Origin of the sequence: Prosthecobacter sp. (assembly GCF_044222345.1) — a bacterium.
GTDB lineage: Bacteria > Verrucomicrobiota > Verrucomicrobiia > Verrucomicrobiales > Verrucomicrobiaceae > Prosthecobacter.
Genome location: NZ_JBGANL010000022.1, coordinates 1 through 20570, shown reverse-complemented (window position 1 = coordinate 20570; position 20570 = coordinate 1). Strand labels below are relative to the sequence as shown.

Annotated in this window: 18 protein-coding genes; 7 read left to right on the top strand and 11 right to left on the bottom strand. The window is 59.7% G+C overall.

What is annotated here, in order from left to right:
* The first annotated feature begins 85 nt into the window (after nt 1-85).
* On the top strand, nt 86-1342 hold the full coding sequence (locus ACILSL_RS13465) for a hypothetical protein (protein WP_395732559.1): 1257 nt from the start codon (nt 86-88) through the stop codon (nt 1340-1342).
* A 7-nt stretch (nt 1343-1349) separates the two neighbouring features.
* Here ACILSL_RS13465 and ACILSL_RS13460 read toward each other — a convergent pair whose 3' ends face one another.
* The 8 genes from ACILSL_RS13460 to serA form a co-directional block, all read right to left on the bottom strand.
* Nucleotides 1350-2051: a response regulator gene (locus ACILSL_RS13460; protein ID WP_395732558.1), complete on the bottom strand. Its 702-nt coding sequence runs from the start codon at nt 2049-2051 to the stop codon at nt 1350-1352.
* A gap of 21 nt (nt 2052-2072) precedes the next feature.
* On the bottom strand, nt 2073-3821 hold the full coding sequence (locus ACILSL_RS13455; protein WP_395732557.1) for a histidine kinase: 1749 nt from the start codon (nt 3819-3821) through the stop codon (nt 2073-2075).
* Nucleotides 3818-4738, bottom strand: coding sequence for an ABC transporter substrate-binding protein (locus tag ACILSL_RS13450; protein WP_395732556.1), 921 nt, complete (start codon nt 4736-4738; stop codon nt 3818-3820). The genes ACILSL_RS13455 and ACILSL_RS13450 overlap by 4 nt, the downstream gene beginning before the upstream one ends.
* Nucleotides 4739-5035: 297 nt before the next feature.
* A complete protein-coding gene (locus ACILSL_RS13445; protein WP_395732555.1) occupies nt 5036-5464 on the bottom strand; it encodes a DUF3037 domain-containing protein in 429 nt (142 codons plus the stop codon).
* Between the two features lie 55 nt (nt 5465-5519).
* Nucleotides 5520-6437, bottom strand: a complete 918-nt coding sequence (locus tag ACILSL_RS13440) for a Dam family site-specific DNA-(adenine-N6)-methyltransferase (RefSeq protein ID WP_395732554.1) — start codon at nt 6435-6437, stop codon at nt 5520-5522.
* Complete coding sequence (locus ACILSL_RS13435) at nt 6434-7291, bottom strand: type II restriction endonuclease (protein WP_395732553.1); 858 nt, start codon at nt 7289-7291, stop codon at nt 6434-6436. Before ACILSL_RS13435 ends, ACILSL_RS13440 begins: the two co-directional genes overlap by 4 nt.
* 299 nt (nt 7292-7590) lie before the next feature.
* Nucleotides 7591-8430: a hypothetical protein gene (locus tag ACILSL_RS13430; RefSeq protein ID WP_395732552.1), complete on the bottom strand. Its 840-nt coding sequence runs from the start codon at nt 8428-8430 to the stop codon at nt 7591-7593.
* A gap of 235 nt (nt 8431-8665) precedes the next feature.
* Nucleotides 8666-10273: a phosphoglycerate dehydrogenase gene (serA, locus tag ACILSL_RS13425; RefSeq protein WP_395732551.1), complete on the bottom strand. Its 1608-nt coding sequence runs from the start codon at nt 10271-10273 to the stop codon at nt 8666-8668.
* A gap of 262 nt (nt 10274-10535) precedes the next feature.
* On the opposite strand from serA, the gene ACILSL_RS13420 reads away from it, so the two are divergent.
* Nucleotides 10536-11828, top strand: a complete 1293-nt coding sequence (locus ACILSL_RS13420) for a PQQ-binding-like beta-propeller repeat protein (protein ID WP_395732550.1) — start codon at nt 10536-10538, stop codon at nt 11826-11828.
* Nucleotides 11829-11865: 37 nt separating this feature from the next.
* Nucleotides 11866-12204, top strand: a complete 339-nt coding sequence (locus tag ACILSL_RS13415) for a hypothetical protein (RefSeq protein WP_395732549.1) — start codon at nt 11866-11868, stop codon at nt 12202-12204.
* Nucleotides 12205-12216: 12 nt separating this feature from the next.
* Here ACILSL_RS13415 and ACILSL_RS13410 read toward each other — a convergent pair whose 3' ends face one another.
* Both ACILSL_RS13410 and ACILSL_RS13405 read right to left on the bottom strand, forming a co-directional pair.
* The gene (locus ACILSL_RS13410) at nt 12217-13341 is read right to left on the bottom strand and encodes an amidohydrolase family protein (protein ID WP_395732548.1); all 1125 of its coding nucleotides are present in this window, start codon (nt 13339-13341) and stop codon (nt 12217-12219) included.
* Between the two features lie 35 nt (nt 13342-13376).
* Nucleotides 13377-14192, bottom strand: a complete 816-nt coding sequence (locus ACILSL_RS13405) for a DUF4190 domain-containing protein (protein ID WP_395732547.1) — start codon at nt 14190-14192, stop codon at nt 13377-13379.
* A 165-nt stretch (nt 14193-14357) separates the two neighbouring features.
* Here ACILSL_RS13405 and gnd point away from each other — a divergent pair, with 165 nt between their 5' ends.
* Complete coding sequence (gene gnd / locus ACILSL_RS13400) at nt 14358-15800, top strand: decarboxylating NADP(+)-dependent phosphogluconate dehydrogenase (RefSeq protein ID WP_395732546.1); 1443 nt, start codon at nt 14358-14360, stop codon at nt 15798-15800.
* Nucleotides 15801-16461: 661 nt separating this feature from the next.
* On the opposite strand, the gene ACILSL_RS13395 is transcribed toward gnd, so the two are convergent.
* The gene (locus ACILSL_RS13395) at nt 16462-17493 is read right to left on the bottom strand and encodes a hypothetical protein (protein WP_395732545.1); all 1032 of its coding nucleotides are present in this window, start codon (nt 17491-17493) and stop codon (nt 16462-16464) included.
* 766 nt (nt 17494-18259) lie between these two features.
* On the opposite strand from ACILSL_RS13395, the gene ACILSL_RS13390 reads away from it, so the two are divergent.
* The 3 genes from ACILSL_RS13390 to ACILSL_RS13380 all read left to right on the top strand — a co-directional run bounded on the left by ACILSL_RS13390 (nt 18260) and on the right by ACILSL_RS13380 (nt 20343).
* Nucleotides 18260-19372, top strand: a complete 1113-nt coding sequence (locus ACILSL_RS13390) for an efflux RND transporter periplasmic adaptor subunit (protein WP_395732544.1) — start codon at nt 18260-18262, stop codon at nt 19370-19372.
* Nucleotides 19373-19384: 12 nt separating this feature from the next.
* Entirely contained in the window at nt 19385-19597 is a 213-nt protein-coding gene (locus tag ACILSL_RS13385) for an efflux RND transporter permease subunit (RefSeq protein ID WP_395732543.1), read from the top strand.
* Between the two features lie 197 nt (nt 19598-19794).
* On the top strand, nt 19795-20343 hold the full coding sequence (locus ACILSL_RS13380) for a hypothetical protein (protein WP_395732542.1): 549 nt from the start codon (nt 19795-19797) through the stop codon (nt 20341-20343).
* Nucleotides 20344-20570: the final 227 nt, after the last annotated feature.

The window sequence follows — 20570 nt, the reverse complement described above, 5'->3', positions numbered from 1 at the left end:
TTGGTTTCACCAGAGTTTCCGTTGGTCAGCCAATGACCATGAGGCATCTATCCGCCAACCCACTGCTCACCACCTGCGCCCCCGCATGCATTCCTTCTCATCGTCTCCGTCCGCCGTTCCTGCCGGCCGAAATCATCAGCTCCCGCATCTTGCTCATGCCATTGCCGGAATTTCAGCCGCCCTGCTGCTGCTGGTGCTTTCTACCAGTTCCGTCTCTGCCGAGGAAGACCTCCCTGCCCTGCCTCAGAATGAGCTTTACTCCTGTGCCAGCGGGCCGTGGGGGCGGGTCAGCTACTACTACTTCTATCTGGAAGCTCCCGACTATGTGGTGGACAAATTTCCACTTCCCAACACGACGACGAAGTGGGTTTTTAACATCGCTGAGCTCGATCAGATCGAGCCCCTGCTCAAAAGCGCCGGCATGCCGCAGGAAAGGCTTGATCAGATCCTGGCCCCAAGGCGCATGGTCAAAGACGCCCAGCATGCCTATGTTTTCCCTTCCGCCACCGACCTGGAAAATCTGACGCCGGAAAACAGAGCGATCATCTACACGCACCTGGCACGCAATCCGGCCAATGCATTCCAGTATTCACCGGTGTTCTTTCTGACGGACTCGGTGGAGGAATGGGCGCGGGAATCCGGACTGCCCGCCTCCATCGTGAGCAAGATTTCAAGCCTGTCCTACAAGGCGGGAAACGCGCTGGTGTTCGCGGACATACCGCTGCTGCTCAGCCAGGCGGAAAACGTGGCCGAAGCACGCTTCATCATGCGCAAGCTCACACGCGTGCGAACGCTGATGGCGCAGCTGGAGCTCTCCAGAGAGGACTCCATCCCCGATCTCCTGAACTACTGGTCCACCGGCCTGGGCCTGCGTAAGAAGGAGGTGGAGCCGCTGATGCGCGCCATTGTTCAAACGAAGGGGCTCTCGCACCTCGACATCCTTCATCTGCTGCTGCCGCTGCCACGGAAACTGCTGTACACCTATCCGGACATCAGCTACACGTCCGAAGGACGCCTGCCCGACTGTCATTGGACCAGCTTGAATTTTTTCAATCTCCATCCCGAGCCCTTCCTGCTGGACTCACGCCTGGCCACCAGCGTGGTGAAGCAGGATTTCGACAAGGTGGAGCCCCCCTACCGCTACGGTGACGTTCTGATGTTCATCACCCCGGATGGCCGCGCCGTGCATTCGGCCACCTATCTGGCGGACGACATCCTGTTCACCAAAAACGGCTCCAACCTTCTCACCCCGTGGCTGCTGATGCGGCTGCAGGATCTCTCCAAGCTCTATGACGTGGCGCCCGGCAGTGCGCGCATCGTGGGTTTCCGGCACAAAAAATAGCCGCTGCTCAGCCCTGGCCGAGCTTGCGTGACTCCACCCAGCGGATGGCAAAGCGCGTCACTGCGGCACCATCCTCCAGCTTCATTTTGGTACGGATGTTCATGCGGTGCACGTCCACCGTCTTGGGGCTGATGCGCAGGGATTCGGCGATTTCATGCGTGCCGCGGCCATCCCCCATCATCTGGAAAATTTCGAACTCGCGGTCGGTCAGCGCATCCAGCCCGCCCTCCATGCGGGGCTTGGTGCCGCTGGTGTAGGCCTTGAGAATCTGCTCCGAGACGACATCACTCAGCCAGCTGCCACCGGAGGCCACTTTGCGCAGGGCGGCCTCATAGAGGTCGTAGCCCATGTTTTTCATCATGTAGCCTTTGGCGCCGGCCTTGAGGGCACGGTGCGCATAGTAGGCCTCGTCATGCATGGAGATGACCAGCATGATCAAGTCTGGATGGACTGAGTGCACGTCCTTGATGAACTCCAGCCCGTTGCGGTCCGGCAGGGTGATGTCCACCAGAAGGATGTCCGGCATGTCCGACTCCACCTTTTCGAGCGCCGTCTTGCAGTCTGCCGCCTCCCAGCAGCATTCGAAATCCGGCAGGCTGTCGATGAAAACCTTCATACCATTTCGCATCATGGTGTGGTCGTCCAGAAGCGCCACACGTTTGCGCGCTGAGCGCGGGGATTCAGAGGACTGGGGCTGGGATGTAGTCATGGTGGTTTGAAACTTGATAAGTCACCGGCTTGCAAGTGGCATTTCGCAGATTGCCAGCGTCCCGCCCTCCGCTACTTCGCGCTTTTGAAACGTCAGGACGGCACCCAGGGCATCCACCCGCTGGCGCAGCATGTACAATCCCATGCCCTTGGTTCTCGCGCCTTCCACCGGATTGAAGCTCACGCCGTCGTTGGACACCTCGAGGCGCAGGCAGTCATGGGCAATGGCCAGCCGGATGTCCACCCAGGTGGAGCGCCCATGCTTGGCCGCATTGGTGGCCAGTTCCTGCGCGATGCGATAGATGAGCGCCGCCTCCTCAGTCTTCAAAACATGCGAAACCTCCTCGCACGCGATGCGGCAGCGGATGCCAAAAGCACGCTCCAGGAATTTGCGCAGATCGTCCAGCGCGTCCGGGAGCTCCTGCGGTCTGACCGCCACGGGAGCCAGCCCCCGTGCATAGCCGCGCGTGAGTTCAGAGGCCTCGGCCAGCTCACGCGCGACGTCTGCCGCCAGAGTGGACTGCGCATGGCCCTCACGTTTCAAAATGCCGCCCAGCACTCCGCTTTTCAACTGGGCGGCGGCCAGACGCTGGCAGACATCATCATGCAAATCCTGGCCGATGCGCCGGCGCTCATTTTCCGCTGCTTCGATGAGATACTTTTCCATCTCCTTCTGCTCGGTGATGATGCTGACAATGCCGGCCACCTGGAGCTTTCCGGATTTTGCGCCATGCCTCATGGCGGAAAAACCACGGCAGCGCAGCCACTCAGTCCGGCCCCTGACATTCACCCGTATTTCGATTTCAGCCTCGCCGGGGGCGGTGCGCAAGCGGTGCAGCATTCTCAGGGCCACGCTGCGGTCTCTGCGCCCCATCGTCCTCAGCCAGTCCCAGCGATGGGTCAGCAAGGCAGACACCGGCCGGGCGAAAAGCTCCGCATAAGCCTTGTTCACATAGACCGGCGTGGAGGGATCTGGAGGCGCGACCCAAAACACATCCTGCATGTTGGAGGCGATCTGCCTGAAGCGCCATTCCGAGTCCTGCAGCTTGATCGCGGCATCTGCGATGCTCCTCGAGATCGCCTCCAGTTCATCACCTCCACCGATGGGTTTGAGAATTCTCTCATCGGGACCGATGTGCTTCGTCTGTTCGACGATCAGTCTGACACGCTCTGTGACCAGCAGCCGCAGCAGGGACCACAGCAGCAGACATCCCCCTGCCAGGAGGCAGGCCTGGACCAGTGACTCATGCATGGCGTGATTCACCGCCGCCGCAAAGACAGCGCTCAAGTCATACTCCAGAATCACGAGGCCCTGGCTCATATCCCCCATGACATCCCGAAAGGGGAAAATAGCTGTCAGCCTTCCGTTCTTTAAATCTTCATCGAGCAAGCCTTCCGGCCTCTCCTTGGACTGCCTGACCACATCCGGTGAGACGCCCAGCGGGCAGTCCTCCAGGCGGACTCCGCGCCACTGCTTGCGCGTTGCGTTGCGAATGATGTCTTTCCCGTCCACCACCACTCCGAGCTTCAGATCCGGCTGGACGGAGGCATAGCTGATGGCGAGATCCGCCGATTGAGGAAGCCGCCGTCTGAAAAAGTGCTGTGACAATCCGGCCAGCCGCGTCCCCTCCTGATAGGCGTCCAGACGCACCTGCTGCACATGCGACTTCACATCCCGGTCGTACTGCCTGAGAATGGACATGCCGATCAGCAGCAGGCCGAAGGCAAAGACCAGCGCCGAGAGACGGAACTGCAGGGAATGGAAGATCATGGCCTGCTCCTTTCGACGAAGGTGGAGTTGAGCAGCGGTTCGATGTTAAAACGATGCTTTAACAAGTTCTGCCGCTGCATGTCTGCCGCCATTTTTTTCAAGCACTTCACCAGCTCTCCGCCGGCGGGATTCATCAGCCGCAGGTTCTCCTCCGCATCCGGCGCATGAATCAGCTCCACCGCCCTGTGCCACTGCTCCGGCGTCAGGTTCTCACGACGCAGGATGACCTCCAGCCCGTCTGCGCCGGCATCTATTTCCCCGGATTTCATGACATGCTTCAGATGAGACGACACGAGGGTCTGCACCTCTTTGGAGTATGTTTTGAGAGCGTCTTCACTGACAATGAGCACGCGGCTGAGCTCCAGTCCCACCGCCTGTGAGTCATACAGCACCGCGGCCCCCTTGTCTCTCAGCCGGATGCTCCATGGGTCCGCCGTCACCACCACATCCAGATCCGTGTCATCATAGGCTGTTTCCGTTTCCGCCAGATTCAAGGGCACCACCTGAATGTCCTTCATCGACATGTTGTTCTTCGACAAGGCATGCATAAGCAGGTGCTCGCCTGATGATTTCAGCTCCACGCCCACTCTTTTTCCCCGAAGGTCTGAAATGCTTTTGAGGCCGGGACGCCCCAGAATGGTGTCCGAGCCGGCGGAGATCCCCAGCACTAAAACCGCACGCGGCCTGGCACCGTCATCCTCCAGCCGCAGCAGTTCATCCAAAGTGACGATCGCGGCATCCGCCACGCGCAGGCGAAAGGCCCCGGTGGCGGCGGACGACCAGGACATCTCCACAAAATTAATCCGCTCATTCTGCAGTTTTCTCGAATGAGTGGACATCAACATCGCCTCCATGCCCGGCCAGATGTTGACCGCCACCGTGAAGGATTTTTTGTCTTCAAAAGATGACCAGAACATGCCGGCAGCGCACATCAGCAGCCCCACAATGAAAGTCGGAAGAAGTTGATAGATCGCTGATTTTTTCATTATCCCAATGGTCTTACGAATTTGGAAGGCAGACAAGAACCGGTTTCGCAGCATTGTCTCTGGGCTGCCGGCCCTGACACGACGACTGGGCATCAAGTCTACAGTCCATGTGGCGCTCATTGCTACGGCGGGGCGTTTTTCAGAGGCCGATCAACTATCGGCGCTCCGCCACGGCGGCGAGTGGGAGGGTTAGCGCGAGGAGGATGGCTAGAGTCGCTTTCGTGGCGATCAAGCCGCGATCAACTGCGGCCCGGTTTGCGGGCGTGCTTCCATGTGGACGTAGCGCTTGAAGAGTTCCTTCGTGAGGCTCTCTGTGTCTGTGGTGAGCAAGGTCCTCACCTCGCCGAAGCGCAGGGTGGATTCACGAGGGCGCACAGCTTCGAGAAAAGCGAACTGGCAGGTCTTAGGATCGCGAATCATGCCTTTCACCCGCTGCATCTCCTGCTCCATGGCAGCGCCTGCGGCGGCGAAAGCTTGTTCGTTTTGAGCAGGGAAAAGCGCCTTCATGCGGGTGGTCATTTCTTTTTCCATGAGGAAATCAAAGAAGCATGGCTGCAGGCAGTTCACCACGACGCCCACGTTCACAAACTCCCCTGTCTCCGGGTAGGGCAGGAAGCGGAGCACAGCATAGTTGCAGGCGGCTTGGGCTGGGTTCATGGCATTTTCCAAAAGGTGTCCGGCTCTGTGAAGGGGATTCACACACTGGTAACGGTTATCTGAGGCGCGGCTCCAAAGCGAAAAGCATGGGTTGGTCGATTGGACGGATCACCGGCGCAGTTTCAGCCATGGGAAAATTGGAAATTAGGGCTTCAATCATCGGATGCCTCAAGTCTTCTGAAGAGCCCACATGGTAAAAGTGCTCACGCTTCTGCATGTGGAAATCGTCACGGCTCCAGACTAAGTCAATCGCGGTGTTCTTTCGGAATTCGTTGCTATGCCAGGTGGAGAGCAGAAAGTCGCAGGGTAATGAGCCGAGAGCAGCGGCCAGCGCAGTTTCATCGGCGTCTGACCACGAGTTGAAGTAGTCCACATGACGTCCGGCGTAAGGCGGGTCGGCATACACAAAGTCTCCTGTTTTCGCCTGCGCCAGGGTCTCGCGGAAATCACGCACTTCAAAAGTCCAGTCAACGGTGCTCAGCACCTGCGCGATCTGGCGGACTTGGTTGGTGATTTTCGTGACGTATGCCTGGGCAAAACGCTCCGGCTTGTGACAGTAAGGAACATTAAATTTTCCTTTCCGATTAAAGCGGATGACACCATTGAAACATGAGCGATTGAGGAAAAGGAAATCCAGAGGTGTGGGCGCTTCGTTGAACCTTGTGCGCACCTCATAAAAGTAGGGCTCGCCCTGTGCTTTGAGTTTCTCACCTTCGCTGGTCAGAAATTCCTTAACGCTGGCTGCCGTGATTTTTCCACTCTGGATGTCTTGATACAGGCTGATGATGTGAAGGTTCGTATCACAAAGCAGCGCCTTCTTTGGCTGCACATTGAGAGCAACGACGCCGGAGCCGCAGAATGGCTCAATCCAGCGCGAATATTCTCGCGTATCGGCGACTTTTTGAATCGCGGATACGAGTTTTGTTTTTATTCCCTGGCACTTGAGAGGTGGAACCAAAGGCGGGCTGCTCATGATGCTGCCTCCTCATTCCCGGGTTCGTCTTCAGCGAGACTCGCAATCTCTTTCGCGTGTGCCTTCAGCGTATCGATGCCACGCTGCTTGTATTCCATGTAAGTTTTCAGATTCATGTATGGGCGTTTTTGGCCAACGGCCTTGGCCATGTCCTCAGTGAGGTAAAACATCCAGTAGTCGTCGTAAACTTCCTCCCCCAACGAAGCGAAAGGCCCAGTACCATTGATCAACGTGTCGATTTTATCCGCCGACCCGATGTTCTTTGTGTTTCCACTGCCAGGGCGCGCGGTTGCAATCTTGAACTTCGGCTGGGCAAAGAATTCGAAGTTTTTAATGACGGATGGAATCTTGGCTAGGTCAGCGAGCGAAAATTGCTGTCGTTCGTCAGCCACGTCGTCACATTTGGTGTAGATGACTCCAAGGACGAAGTGAGAGGCATACTGGTTGTAAGGATAAAGAGTGTTCTTGTTGCTGTCCCGGTTTCTGAAATAACCTGTGAACGCACCCAGCGTCATGCCATTGACCTTGGTCTGGCTTTCGCGGTAGGTGCTTTTGATGTCCACCGCAAAACGATTGCCGGAGGCAGCGTGAGTGAAGGTGAGGTCAGGATAGAAGTTTTGATGCTGGCAGAGCTCTATTTGCAATTCGTGTTTCGCAGCGAATTCGACAAACATCGGAAACAAGAGAAGCTCCAAAACTTTCGAGACAATCTTCGTATCCACCGAGATGGAGTAAATGCGCTGTTGGACGTCGATGAAGCCTTTGATAATCCATTCTCCTTCGTCTGTGGCAACGGCCTTGGCAAAGGAGGCCGCGTGTTCTTGCAGATGTTTGAGAAATTGTTCAGAGGTCATCGTGGCAGGTGGAAGTTGTATTCGAGAATGTGCTGTTTCAAAAGCGCGATTATTAATTAGGGATCGTGTCCGCGCCTCCGTTTGGCGCCCAACCCTTCTGGCGGGTTGTTCGCGCCAACACATTGGAGGCAAGACTGGAATCAGCGCTTTTGCTGCATACCTAGCGCACCCGTGGAATTTTCCTGAAAAAAAGCTTGGAGGATTCCCGTGGCAAGGAAATTGGCTGCGTGGAGACGCTTTGACGGACTTGTTGCACAGCAACACCCAGTTGCGGCGCAACTGGGCTACTTTGCTGGCGCTCACGGATTCGCGGAGCCTTGGAGCGGCGCGCTGCCGGGCGGAGTCGCGGTGCTCGGCGGCGGGGTGTTTCCAGCGGCTTTGTAGGCGGCGAGTTTTTTGCGGTATTCCAGGGCGGCTTCGGGGCTGGTGGCGCAGATGGGTTCGGGGCCGACTTCGGTGGTGATGACGTAGACGGAGATGATTTTGCCGGCAGTGAGGGGGACGCTGGAAGGGAGGATGCGGAGGGTGGGACCGAGGACGAAGGCTTTGCCGGGCACGGCTTGCTCGGCGTATTCGGGCCTGCCCTGGGGGGTGAGTTTGACGCGGTCGCTCCGGCCGGTGCGGGAGGGGACCATGACGGGGAGCTTGTCGGTGGCGGAGACGTCGATGAGGAGGGCGTCTTCGGTGTGCTGGACGCGGCTGATGTAGCAGCGGAGAGGGCTGCTGCGGATGCGCTGGAGCTCCTGGGCATCGGCCTCTTCCTGCTGGCGGATGGCGGCGGCTTTGGCTTTTTGATCGGCCTCGGTGATGATGGCCTGGGCGCGCTGGCTCTGCTTGTCCTTGAGGACGTGGATTTCGTTTTTGGGGTCGTAGCCGAAGAGGGTCTGGAGAGCGGGCGGGAGCTCGGCGAGGGGGACGGTGGCGATGCCGTTGGTGTGGCTGAAGCGGACTTCGAGGGCGTCAAACCGGGAGACTTTGACGTCGGTGTAGGTGACGCCTTTGGTGGTGGTGAGCGTGGGAAAGGCGAGCGGCTCGGCGCGGAGGCCGAGGGCGAAGCTGAGGCCAAAGGTGAGCACGAGCAGGAGGCTGAGGACGCGGCGGGGCTGCTGCGTGGTGGCGTGCGGGGCGGCTGGCAACATGGTGAAAAGTGCGGGAGGACTGCGCCGCGCACTTAAGCTTCACGACCAGGCGGGGTGGTGCAAGGGGGAGTTTGGGACGGGGGGACGCAAAGGACCCAAAGGACCTAGAGGGAGTGGGACCCAGTTCCGCAGGAACTGGGCTACTTGGGGGCGCGGCGCTGCGAATGCGCGCGCGCCTTCATTCCTCGATGCCGGGGGTGCGGCATCGAGGATGAGGATGATCTGGGAGGCGCTTTTAGACGGCGACGCAATGCACCTTGCTGATGCCCTGGATTTTTTCCAGCTCGGCGATGACTTCAGCGCTGGGGGCGGAGTCGAGGGTGAGCAGGGTGAGGGCCTTGCCGGATTCTTTGTCACGGCTGAGGCTCATGTCGGCGATGTTGACGTTGTTTTTGCCGAGGGTGGTGCTGTAGGCGGCGATCATGCCGGGGCGGTCGATGTTCTCGATGAAGAGGAGGGTGCCTTCAGGGCGGGCTTCGATGCGGTGGGTGTTCACCTTGACGATGCGGGGCTCGTTGCCGAAGAAGGTGCCGGCGATGCTGGCGGTCTCGGTGTCGTTTTTGGCGATGACTTCGATGAGGTCGGTGAATTCGCTGGCTTCGGGCAGGCGGCTTTCAGTGAAGCGGAGGCCGAGGTTGTCGGCGACGCCGTTGGCGTTGATGTAGTTCACCTGCTCGGCACCGACGGCGCGCTCAAGGAAGCCTTTGAGCACGGCGCGGGAGATGAGGGTGGTGTCTCCGCCGCCGACTTTGCCGCTGTAGTTGATGCGGACGACGTTGGCGCGGGCGGGAGCAAACTGGGAGACGAGGCGGCCGAGGAGCTCGCCGAACTTGAGGAAGGGGCCGATTTCGGCGAGCACCTTGGGATCCACGTTGGGCATGTTCACCGCGTTGACGACGGTGCCATGGAGAAGGTGGGCCTTGATGACTTCGGCGATTTCGATGCCGACGTTTTCCTGGGCTTCTTCGGTGGAGGCGCCGAGGTGGGGGGTGAAGACGGTGTTCGGGGCCTTGAGCAGCGGGTAGTCGGCGGGTGGCGGCTCGACTTCAAAGACGTCGAGGGCGGCGCCGGCGATGGTGCCGTCGGTGAGGGCCTGGGCGAGTGCGGTGTCGTCGATGAGGCCGCCGCGTGCGCAGTTGATGATGCGGCAGGTTTTCTTGAGGGTGCCGAGACGCTTGGCGTTGATCATGTGCTTCGTGTCAGGCGTCAGCGGCATGTGCATGGTGATGTAATCAGCCTGCACGATGGCGGCATCGAGATCTTCGCACAGGGTGACGCCGAGGCTTTCAGCGCGGTTCTTGGAAAGATAAGGATCGTAGGCGATGACGGTCATGCCGAAGGCCTTGGCGCGCTTGGCGAACTCCGCGCCGATGCGGCCCATGCCGAGGACGACGAGGGTCTTTTCAAACACTTCGGTGCCCTTGAACTTGGCGCGGTCCCACTTGCCTTCCACGATGGTGGCGTGGGCCTGGGGGGTCTTGCGGGAGAGGGCCATCATGAGGGTGAAGGCCTGCTCGGCGGTGGAAATGGTGTTGCCGCCGGGGGTGTTCATGACGACGACGCCACGCTTCGAGGCGACGGGGACGTCGATGTTGTCCACGCCGACGCCGGCTCGGCCCACGACTTTGAGGTTGGGGGCGGCTTCGAGGACCTTGGCGGTGACCTTGGCGCCGCTGCGGACGATGATGGCGTGGGCGTTGCGGGAGGCCTCGATCATGGCGTCCTCGGCCTTGAGATTCATGTTCACCTCAACAGAGAAGGACGGCTCCGCTTTGAGCAGGTCGATGCCTTTGCTCGAAATGGGGTCGTTGTTGCCGGCGATGAGGATGTTAAACTTGGACATGTTGGGGTTTGGGGGAAAGGGGGCGCAAACTAGCCACCTTTATCCGCCGCTCAAGGAGCAATGCGTGCTGGACAGAACCGAGGCGGGGGGAAAGTGCATTTTAATGCCATTGCCGGCGGCAGAAGTTCCGATGGTTGACGCCCGGCATGCTTGAGGCCGGGCGTGTGAGCCTGTTGCGCAAGCCTCAACAATTCGCTATTCTCAGCGCCTGTCAGGAGACTTTGGGCAATTTTTTCCCACCAGCCACGTTCTATCCGCTCGCATGAAATTCACTCTCGCATTCATCACCCTGTTTTCTGTCACTGCCCTTTCCGCTGCGGACTGGTCACGCTTTCGCGGCCCGAACGGCACGGGAGTGGCCAACACGACCGGCCTGCCAGCGGTGGTGGATGACAGCACGACGGTGTGGAAGGTGCCGGTGGGCAAAGGGTGGTCCTCCCCGGTGCTGTGGCAGGACATGGTGATCGTGACGGCGGAAACCAGCGGGACGAAGCGCGCGGTGATCGCCATTTCCGCGAAGGACGGCAAGGAGCTGTGGAAGCATGAGGAGGAGTTTGTGCCGCACCCGATCCACAAGACCTACAACACCTATGCGAGCAGCTCCGCCTACGTGGATGCGGAGCGCATCTACATCAACTGGAGCAGCGGCACGAACATCCAGGCGCTGGCGCTGGATCACACGGGCAAGCTGCTGTGGCGGAATGACCATGTGGCGGATTACATCCATGAGCATGGCACGGGGATCTCCCCGGTGGTGGTGGACGGGCTGATGATTGTGCGCAGCGAATTCGACTGGCAGCGCGATGGCAAGAAGTACACCGAAGATCCTGAGCAGCAGAAGTGGCAGAGCTGCATCGTGGCGCTGGACACGAAGACGGGCAAGCAGGTGTGGAAGCTGGACATCCCGAACTGCCTGAACACTTTCTCCACGCCGGTGGTGCATGAGCTGAAGGGCGGCGAGAAGGAGCTGATCTGCGCGGACACGGCCAGCGGGGTGATGGGCATCGCGCTGAAGACGGGCAAGATCAACTGGCAGCACAATCCGGGCTACAAGCAGCGCAGCCTGGGCTCCGGGGTGCTGAGCGATGACTTTTATTTCTGCACCTTCGGCACCGGCGGCGGTGTGAAGGAGATCGCGGCGCTGGACCTCAAGAGCGGCAAGCCGGTGTCCGTGCCTTTCGACATTCCGAAGGGGCTGCCCTATGTCCCCTCCCCTCTGGTCATTGGCGAGCACATGTACCTGCTGGGAGACGGCGGCATCATGCGCTGCGTGGAGTTCAAGACGGGCAAGGTGATCTATGAGGAACGCCTCGAAGGCACCGCAGGCAGCGCCAAGTTCTTCAGCAGCCCGGTGGCGGGTGACGGGAAGATTTTCTGCGCCAGCCAGCAGGGCGATCTCATTGTGATCAAGGCGGGGCCGAAGTTTGAGAAGCTTGCGGCGAGCAAGCTGGACGGCCCGGTGAATTCCGTGCCGGCGATCGGTGACAAGCGGATCTACGTGCGCACGGCGAACTCGCTGTACAGCATCGGGGCCAAGGGTCAGCCGGTGCCTTGAGGCAACGCCCTCATACGCTTGAGCAGCACAAGCATCTATGATTCCAGCCATCGGCCTCGTTCTCAGCGTCGAGATGATTCGTGATGGCGGTTCTCTGGCTGCTACCTTCCAAGGGACTGATAACTGTGAGTATTGGTTATTTTTGCCACTGCGCCGGAACAAAACGGGACCGGATGCTCTACTCGGTCCCGGTTACGAAGAGCCGCTTATACTTGATCGATTGATCCCGAGAGAAATTCCGATCACCTGGCAGCAGGCAGAAATTCTTTTGTCTCAAATGAAGCCGCTACTGGAGCATGAGCGTGACTTGAAGTGGTTTGCATTCATGTCTGAAGTCGTACGCCTCCGCGGCGCATACCCGAGAGATAAGGCCTGATGCAATCTCACATCAGCGAGTCAGCGCTGGCACGACAGGACGCACTTCAGCAGGGGCTGCGGCGTCTGCCTTCAGCACGGCACCCTGTTTGGGCAGGATGGCGAGGATGTTGTCGTGGGCGATGCGCTTTGCCGTTTCGGGTTTCATGGCATCCAGCAGGAGGTAGTAGCGCTGCATGACGGGGGCGTAGTCGTGGAAGCGGCCGACTTTGTCGGAGCCGATGAGGAAGCGCGTGGGGTATTTTTCGAAGAGGGCGAGCCATTCGGCGACGGGTTTGCCGTCTTTGACGAGGCAGGTGTCGAAGAGGACCCAGGAGATGTCGATGCTGAGGTTTGAGCAGGTGGCCAGCATGCGGTCGATTTCCTGCACGAGGGTGGGGACGTCCACGCGGCGGCTGATGCCGGCGTGGCACCAGACGAATTGGGTTTTGGGGTGCTGGGTGACGGCTTCCTCGAATTCGTGCAGGTAGATGGGTTCGCGCTTCCAGACGGAGGAGGCATTGGAGTGGACGAAGACGGGGAGGTCCAGCTCTGCGGCGAGGTCGTAGATGCGGTGGAGGGAATCGTTGTTGGCCCGGGGTGTTTCGCCGTAGGTGAGGGCGGAGAGGTCGTCATGGCGGGTCATGACTTCGCCGATGCCCTGCCAGAAGCCGGGGTTCCATTCGATCATGCGGCGGACGTGGTCCACGGCGTTGCGGTCCGCGCCATTGAAGCCGCAGATGATGGGGTGGAAGTGCTGGCGGTCGGCTTCGGGGAGGGCCTGGATCTCGCGCGCGACGAGCATGTCGGTGGCGGAGTACCAGTAGCAGCGGGCATCGTCCTCCAGGTAGTACTGGGGCTGCTGGGGCTCGGATTCGGACCACTGTTTGACCAAGGGCATGCCGCTGACGATGGCGTCTGTGACGCCGGATTTTGTCATGGCCTTGAGGGCGGCGGCGGCGCCGTCGGTGCGCTGGAGGAAATCGACCAGGTGGAGGTGGCAGTCTGCCATGGGGTAGCGCACCGGCTCAGGCTCCACGGGAACTGCGGCGGGCGGCGGCACAGGGGCGGGACTGGCAGGCTTTTTTTGCAGATCACGGGCCAGAAGGGCGGTGACGGCCAGACTGAGCGAGATGGGGAGAATGAGGGAGAGTTTCATGAGAGAGGTCGAAGAAAAAGCCAAGCTGTGCAGCGTCACTCGCGGGCGCCTTCGACGGCCACTGAGCCGTCATTGCGGGCGACGATCTTCTTTTTAGCGGCATCCGGTTTCTTGGTGATCAGGAGAATGGCATCGCCCGGGCTGGTATCTGTCAGCTCTGCGCCGTGGTATTCCCACTCCTGGCCGCGGACATTGAGGGGTTCGGGAAACTCCAGCAGCCTGGGGTCCGTGAGGATCTTTTCGTCAAACAGGACGTCCAAGGTGGCGGGGTACCGGCCCGAGTGGTCTGCGGCGTACTGTTTCAAACCGAAGACAAGCTGCCTGGCGTTTCTCGTCGTTTTAACCCTGGCGGTGGATTGCTGGATGACGGATAAAGCCGGCACGCTGAGGGAAGCGAAAACCGCGGTCATGGAGACCACGATCAGCGCCAAGCCAAGATAGCCGAGGATCAAGCCTGCGATGGCCATGCCACGGCCTTTAAGAGTGCCAGCAGACTTTTTGATGTGCGAAAGAGCCAGATGGCCGAGGACAACGGCGGGCAGGCCAGCGAGGCCCAAAGTGAAAAACACCAGAATGCCACAGACCAGACTGACGATGGCCAGACCTGAGGAGAACTGCGGAAGAGGCGCCATGGCCTGCGGCGCAGGAGCAGCCCCGAAAATCCCCGGGGGCGCAAAGGCTGGAGCTGCCTGCGGCGGGGGAAGCAGCTTCACCAAGGGCTCCCACCCGGCGAGGCCTTCATGCCAGCCGAGATCGGTGGGCTTGAGCTCGCCCGCCACGAGGTGGCGGTAGACCTCCGCCCTGTCAAAGGGGCCGAATGTTGTGCCGTTTTGGGCTACGTGGTATTGCATGTCTGGGGAGGGGAGGAGGAAAGGCTGGCGGCAGGGATAAGCCAAGGCGGGAATGCGGCACAACCGCTAAATCGTGGCGTTTTCCATCAATCCGGCTCATGCCAGACATGAGGAAAATCCCCTTTGCCAAGCGGGAGGGGGCGGGTATGTCTGCGACCCCTAAATATGAGCAAAAAAAGTGACTTCGGATTGATCGGCCTCGCTGTGATGGGCCAAAACCTCGTTCTCAACGTGGAGAGCCGCGGCTTTCAGGTGAGCGTCTTTAACCGCACCACCAGCGTGACGGATGAATTCGTGGCCAAACACCCCGGCAAGGCGCTGGTGGGCTGCCACACGCTGGAAGACTTCGTGCAGAGCCTCGCGACGCCGCGCAAGATTCACATCATGGTGAAATCCACCGCCGTGAAGGACACGGACCGTGACGCCGTGGACGCGGTGATCGAGCAGCTGATCCCGCTTTTGGACAAGGACGACATCGTGATCGACGGCGGCAACAGCTTCTACCAGACGACGGAGCGCCGTGACGCCTACCTGGCCGGCAAGGGCCTGCGCTTCATCGGCGCGGGTGTCTCCGGTGGTGAAGAAGGGGCGCGCAAAGGCCCCTCCATCATGCCCGGCGGCCCTGCCTCCACATGGGAGGTGATGAAGCCGATCTTTGAGAGCATCGCCGCGAAGGTGGACGGCGAGCCCTGCGTGATCCACATCGGCCCCGGCGGCGCGGGTCACTATGTGAAGATGATTCACAACGGCATCGAGTACGGCGACATGCAGCTGATCTGCGAAGCCTACAACATCTTCAAGCACGCGGGATTCACCACGGACGAGATGGCCGCCATCTTCAACGAGTGGAACGAAGGCGACATGCAGAGCTACCTGATCCAGATCTCCGGCAAAGCGCTGGAGCAGAAGGATCCTGAGACGGGCAAGCCGATCGTGGAACTCATCGTGGACAAGGCCGGCCAGAAAGGCACGGGCCAGTGGACGCTGCTCAACGCCGCTGAAAACGCGGTGGTCATCAGCACCATCAACGCCGCTGTGGAAGCCCGCATTCTTTCCAGCCAGAAGAAGCAGCGCGTGGCCGCCAGCACGCAGCTCACCGGCCCGACGGCCAACATCACGACCGACAAGGCCGAACTGGTGAAGAAGGTGCATGACGCGCTCTACGCCTCCAAGATCATCAGCTACGCTCAGGGTCTGGACCTCATCAAGACCATGGGTGAGAAGAAGGACTGGAAGCTGGATCTGGGCCGCATCGCCGCCATCTGGCGCGGGGGCTGCATCATCCGTGCCCGTTTCCTCAACCGCATCACAGATGCGTACCGCACGAACGCCAGCCTGGCGAACCTGATGCTGGATCCGTTCTTCAAGGACGTGCTCAGCAGCACGCAGCAGAACTGGCGTGAAGTGGTCAGCATCGCGACGCTGAACGGTATCCCTGTTCCCGCGTTCTCGGCGTCTCTCGGCTACTACGACAGCTACCGCGCGGCACGTCTGCCAGCGAACCTGCTGCAGGCGCAGCGCGACTTCTTCGGTGCTCATACGTATGAGCGCACGGACAAGCCTGAGGGCCAGATGTTCCATACGGAATGGCCTGAGGTGATTGGCTGAGGTGCTTGATGACTCCAGTTGCGGTGCAACTGGGCTGCTTTGAAAGCGGCTGGGGAAACCCGGCCGCTTTTTTGTGCCGGTGTCACTGCAGGCGGGCTTGTCGTACCTGTACTGGGAGCGCCGATATTCTATCGGTTCTGGACACGGCTCCGCCGCACGCGCAAGCACTGAGTGGTCAGGGAGCTTGTTTCCGTGGCGATGGTGAAGGGACGCTCGCCGGAGCCGATGTGGACATCGGCGCTCCCAGCAATGAGCCGCCATGGCAAGCCGGACTTTCTGGGACGTAGGTCGGGTGTGTTTGGCGTCGATGGCACTGCCACATCTCGCCACGCTCTCCGCCAAACCACCCGACTGCGAGGACGTTCGTACGCCATGGCGTTTGCGGCACGCTGATGGACGGGCGGGCTGTCGCCACACCCATCGTACGTAAGGCAGGCATTCTGTACTGGGAGCGCCGATATTTTATCGGCTCTGGGGACGGCTCCGCCGCACGGGCAGGCGGCGTGTGGCTAGTGAGCTTGTTTCCGTGGCGATGGTGAAGGGACGCTCGCCCGGAGCCGATGTGGACATCGGCGCTCCCAGCAATGAGGGCGCGCGCTGTCGCCACAGCCATCCTAGGTCATCGACTCCGAAACAGACCGGTTTCCTATGAACTGGGGTCTTAGTCTTCGGCGATCAGGGGCACGTCTTTGCTGTCGCGGGCGGACTTGGCTTCGTCGAGTTTTCCTTCTTTGATGAGGCGGGCGATGAGGAGCTCGGCTTTCTGATTGTAATCCTGCATGAGCGGGAGGGAGGCTTTGGCACGGGCGGACTTCAGGGTGGTGAGGGCGGTGGCGTAGGTGGCGCGCAGGGAGGCCAGGGCGGGGGCTGCGGCGGGCGCGGGTGAGGCGGGGACACGGCTGGTTTTGGCGACGGTGTCTTTCTCGTTGCGCAGGGCGAGTGCTTCATCGAGCTGGCCTTCGGTCTGGGCGGTTTTGAGGGCTTTGTCGATGGCGTTCACATACTGGGCGTTGAGTGAGGCGAGGCCTTGCTCATAGGTTTTCCAGATCTGGGCGCGGAGGGTGCGCTCTGTGGCAAGGCGGAGGGCTTTGAGCTCTCCGGTGGAGGTGTCGGTGGTTCTGGCGGGTTCGGCGGTGGCGGGTTCGGCGATCCCCTGCCCTTTCAGCGGGCCTGTATGCAGCCACCAGTCAGGGGGCAGGCGGCTGGCTTTGGAGGGCTCGCTTTCGAAGATTTTCACGCCGTCGTAGCGAATGATGGTGATGGAGTCTTCGACCCTGGCTTTCTTGTCGCCGGTGATTTTTTCGATCTGTGAGTTGGTCTCGCCAAAGCTGATGTAGAGCTCGGTGGAGCCTTTGCTGTTGAGGACGATGTCCTGGCGGCATCTGAGGACGGACCATTCTTTGTCGGGGGTGCGGAAGAGCATGCGGGCCTCGGCACTGAGCTTTCCGATGATGGTGGGCCGGGAGCTGGAGTTGACGATGGGCAGCCTGCCTTTGATGAAGGTGGCGGTGCGGGTGTCTGCGGGGGCGGCATCCATGGCTCTGAAGCGGAGTCCTTTGATGATGGCCTGATCTTCAGCGGGGAGGCTGCTGATGTCCGGCTCCGGCTGCTGGGCAAGAGCTGAGAAAAAAACCAGACCGAGGCACAGGAAAAGCCGGAAGATGCTGGTGATGAAATTGCTGAGGAGCGGCATGAGAGGAGCATTGAAACTTGGGGGTGATTTGATTGCAAGTCTTACTTATGGGGCTGGCAGGGGAACGGAGCGGGTGGAATGCACGGGGGCGGATGGATGGACAGGATTTATAGCGGTTCGCAAAACTCATTTCCGTTTAGCAGGCTGTTTCTTGATCGATGATCATGGGCTTCGACGGCGGCTGGCTGAGGACAGCCAGCCCTACCAGCACCGGGCATGCGAGCACCCAGCGCGAGGTAGGGAGGCTTGTCCTCAAGCCGCCGCCGAGCGTCTCCATGCTCGCTTTCCGGAAATCAGTTTTGGAAAACGCTATACGAGATTGCGGGTGTGGGCTGACATGACGTGGTGCGCGGCACAGCGGGCGGCGGTGGTGAAAAATGGAAGGCGGATTGAGGGGATGGAAGGCATGGTTTTAGGGGGCTACTCATGTTAATGAACTTACCTACTCTTGATTTTTCGAACTTTGGCCTACCCTGACTTCTCAAAGGCAATCGTGAAGGCGGATTGAAGACCCGTTTACTGGGGAGAGCTGTTTAATGAGATAGGATTCAAGCCTATCTTTTGGGGTGGGTTATCCTACTTACAATCGGACTTGTCTTTGCTGAATATGACGGATGTATTGTTTTCATTTCCATGCATTGCGATGCTTTACTTTGGAGCCTCCGCACCTAGTATCTTCCTACCGCTTATGAGTTACACAGACCGCCATTCCGCGTTCAGTTCGCTTCACTCTTCTGAGATCAGCAAGGCACGAGTGACTCGGCCGATGAGATGGACGGCATTGATGTGTGCGGGGCTGGCTGCGGTGACGCTGAGCAGCTGCGATCATACAGAGGAGGTGCACCATCAGGAGCGCCATGAAGGTGAGGAGGCCGAGGAGTCCCAGCTGGTGCTGACGAAGCCGATCATCCGGGACACGGTGATCGCACGTGATTATGTGTGCCAGATCCGGTCCTGCCGGAACATTGAGATCCGTGCGCTGGAGCGCGGCTACCTGGAGGTGGTGAGTGTGAAGGAGGGGCAGATGGTGAAGGAGGGCGACCTGATGTTTTCGATCCTGCCGCGGGTGTACAGTGCAGCGGTGAAACGCACGGAGGCGGAGGCGAAGGTGGCGCGGGTGGAGTATGAGAACACGAAGCGCCTGCTGGAATCGAATGTGGTGTCTGACAAGGAGCTGACGATGGCGAAGGCGAAGCTGGACCAGAAGATGGCGGAGGTGAACCTTTCAAAGACGCATCTGGGGTTCACGACGATCAAGGCGCCGTTTACGGGACTGATGGACCGCCTGAAGCTGCGAAACGGCAGCCTGGTGGAGGTGGGGGATCTGCTGACGACGCTGTCTGACAACAGTGAGATGTGGATCTATTTCAATGTGCCGGAGGCGGACTACCTGGAGTATGCGTCCAGGGTACAGCCGGAGGAGAGCAAGACGGTGAGCCTGGTGATGGCAAACGGAAAGATCTTCGACCAGAAGGGGCGGGTGAATGTGATCGAGGCTGAATTTGACAACAAGACGGGCACGATCCCCTTCCGCGCGGACTTCCCGAATCCGAAGGGGCTGCTGCGCCACGGGGAGACGGGGAGCATCCGCATGCAGCGGACGGTGAAGCAGGCGCTGCTGGTGCCGCAGAAGTCCACGTTTGAACTGGGGGAGGAGCGCTTCATCTTCGTGGTGGGCAAGGATGATGTGATCAAGCAGTCGAAGATCGTCGTGGAGGAGGAGCTGGAGGATTTGTACGTGGTGACCTCTGGCGTGACTGCGCAGGACCGGATCATTTTTGAAGGTCAGCGGCAGGCGCATGACGGGGACAAGGCGCATGACTACAAATTTGAGGAGACGAAGGATGCGTATGCCAACCTCAAGCTCCACGCGCAGTAAGAACCAGCTTCCGTGTTCTCGAAGATTTTACAGAGGCCTGCCCTGGCCATTGGAATCTCGCTGCTGATGGTGTTTTTGGGCGGGCTTTCAATCGTGAGGCTGCCGATCTCGCAGTTTCCCAACGTGGCTCCGGTGGCGGTGATGGTGAACAAGCAGAGCTACAACTGCAACGCGAACGTGGTGATCAAGCAGATGAAGGCGCGGCTGGGGCTGATGCGGAGGTAGAGCTTCCCGGCGGGGATGGACTCTGCGGTTCATTGGGTGTGGGTCACCGAGACCGAGTCTGGAGAGGCTGCGTGCGATGCAGGCCCGTTTCTAATTGTTCACGGCATGATCATTCGGGTGAAATCCGGAGGCAGCGGTGAAGGCGTGTGCTATCTTTTTGGCAGGGCGGACGACATCCCCTGCCCCGCTGAAAGATCATGAAATCATTTCCTCTCATGCTGTGTTTGTGGGTTCTCGCGGCGGTTGCTGCGCCCCTGGCTTGGGGTGCGGAGAAGGCGGAGAAGAAAAGGCCGACGGCGGATGAGCAGACCGAGGCGGGCTTCAAGCTGATGAAGACGGAGCTGCTGGGGAAGCTGCGCTTTGAGATGAAGGCGGGCGAGGTGGTGGCGCTTTATGGGAAGGCCACGGCCCGGGGCAAGATGGAAAACTGGGAGGGGGTGGGCCTCTATGTGCAGCAGTGGGACTATCCGGAGCTGGGACTGGAGCTGCAAATGGCGGCTGAGAAGAAGGACGGCGTGCAGACGGTTTATATGATCAAGGCCACGAAGCGCTGCCAGTTGAGCACCAGCCATGGCATCCGCATCGGGAGTACTGAAAAGGAGGTGGTGAAGGCGTACGGGGAGCTCAGGGGCGATGAGTCCGAGGCGGGGAAAACGTTTATCGCGGGGTCGACGGTGGGCGGGGTGATCTTCAGTTTTAAAGAGGGCAAGGTGACGGAGATTTTTATCGGCGCGGCGTCTGAGTGAGGCTTTGAATTTCCGCAGAAGGGCAAAGAGGCCGAGGGCGCAGTGAACGGATTCTGTACTGGGAGCGCCGATATTTTATCGGCTCAGGGGACGGCTCCGCCGCACGGACAAGCGGTGTGTACCCCGTGAGCTTGTTTCTGGAATGCACCCCGGAACTTGAACCGGGCGCTATGAGAGTCTGAAGTGCGCGCAGCGCACCATCAGACACCATGAAACGCAAGAGACAC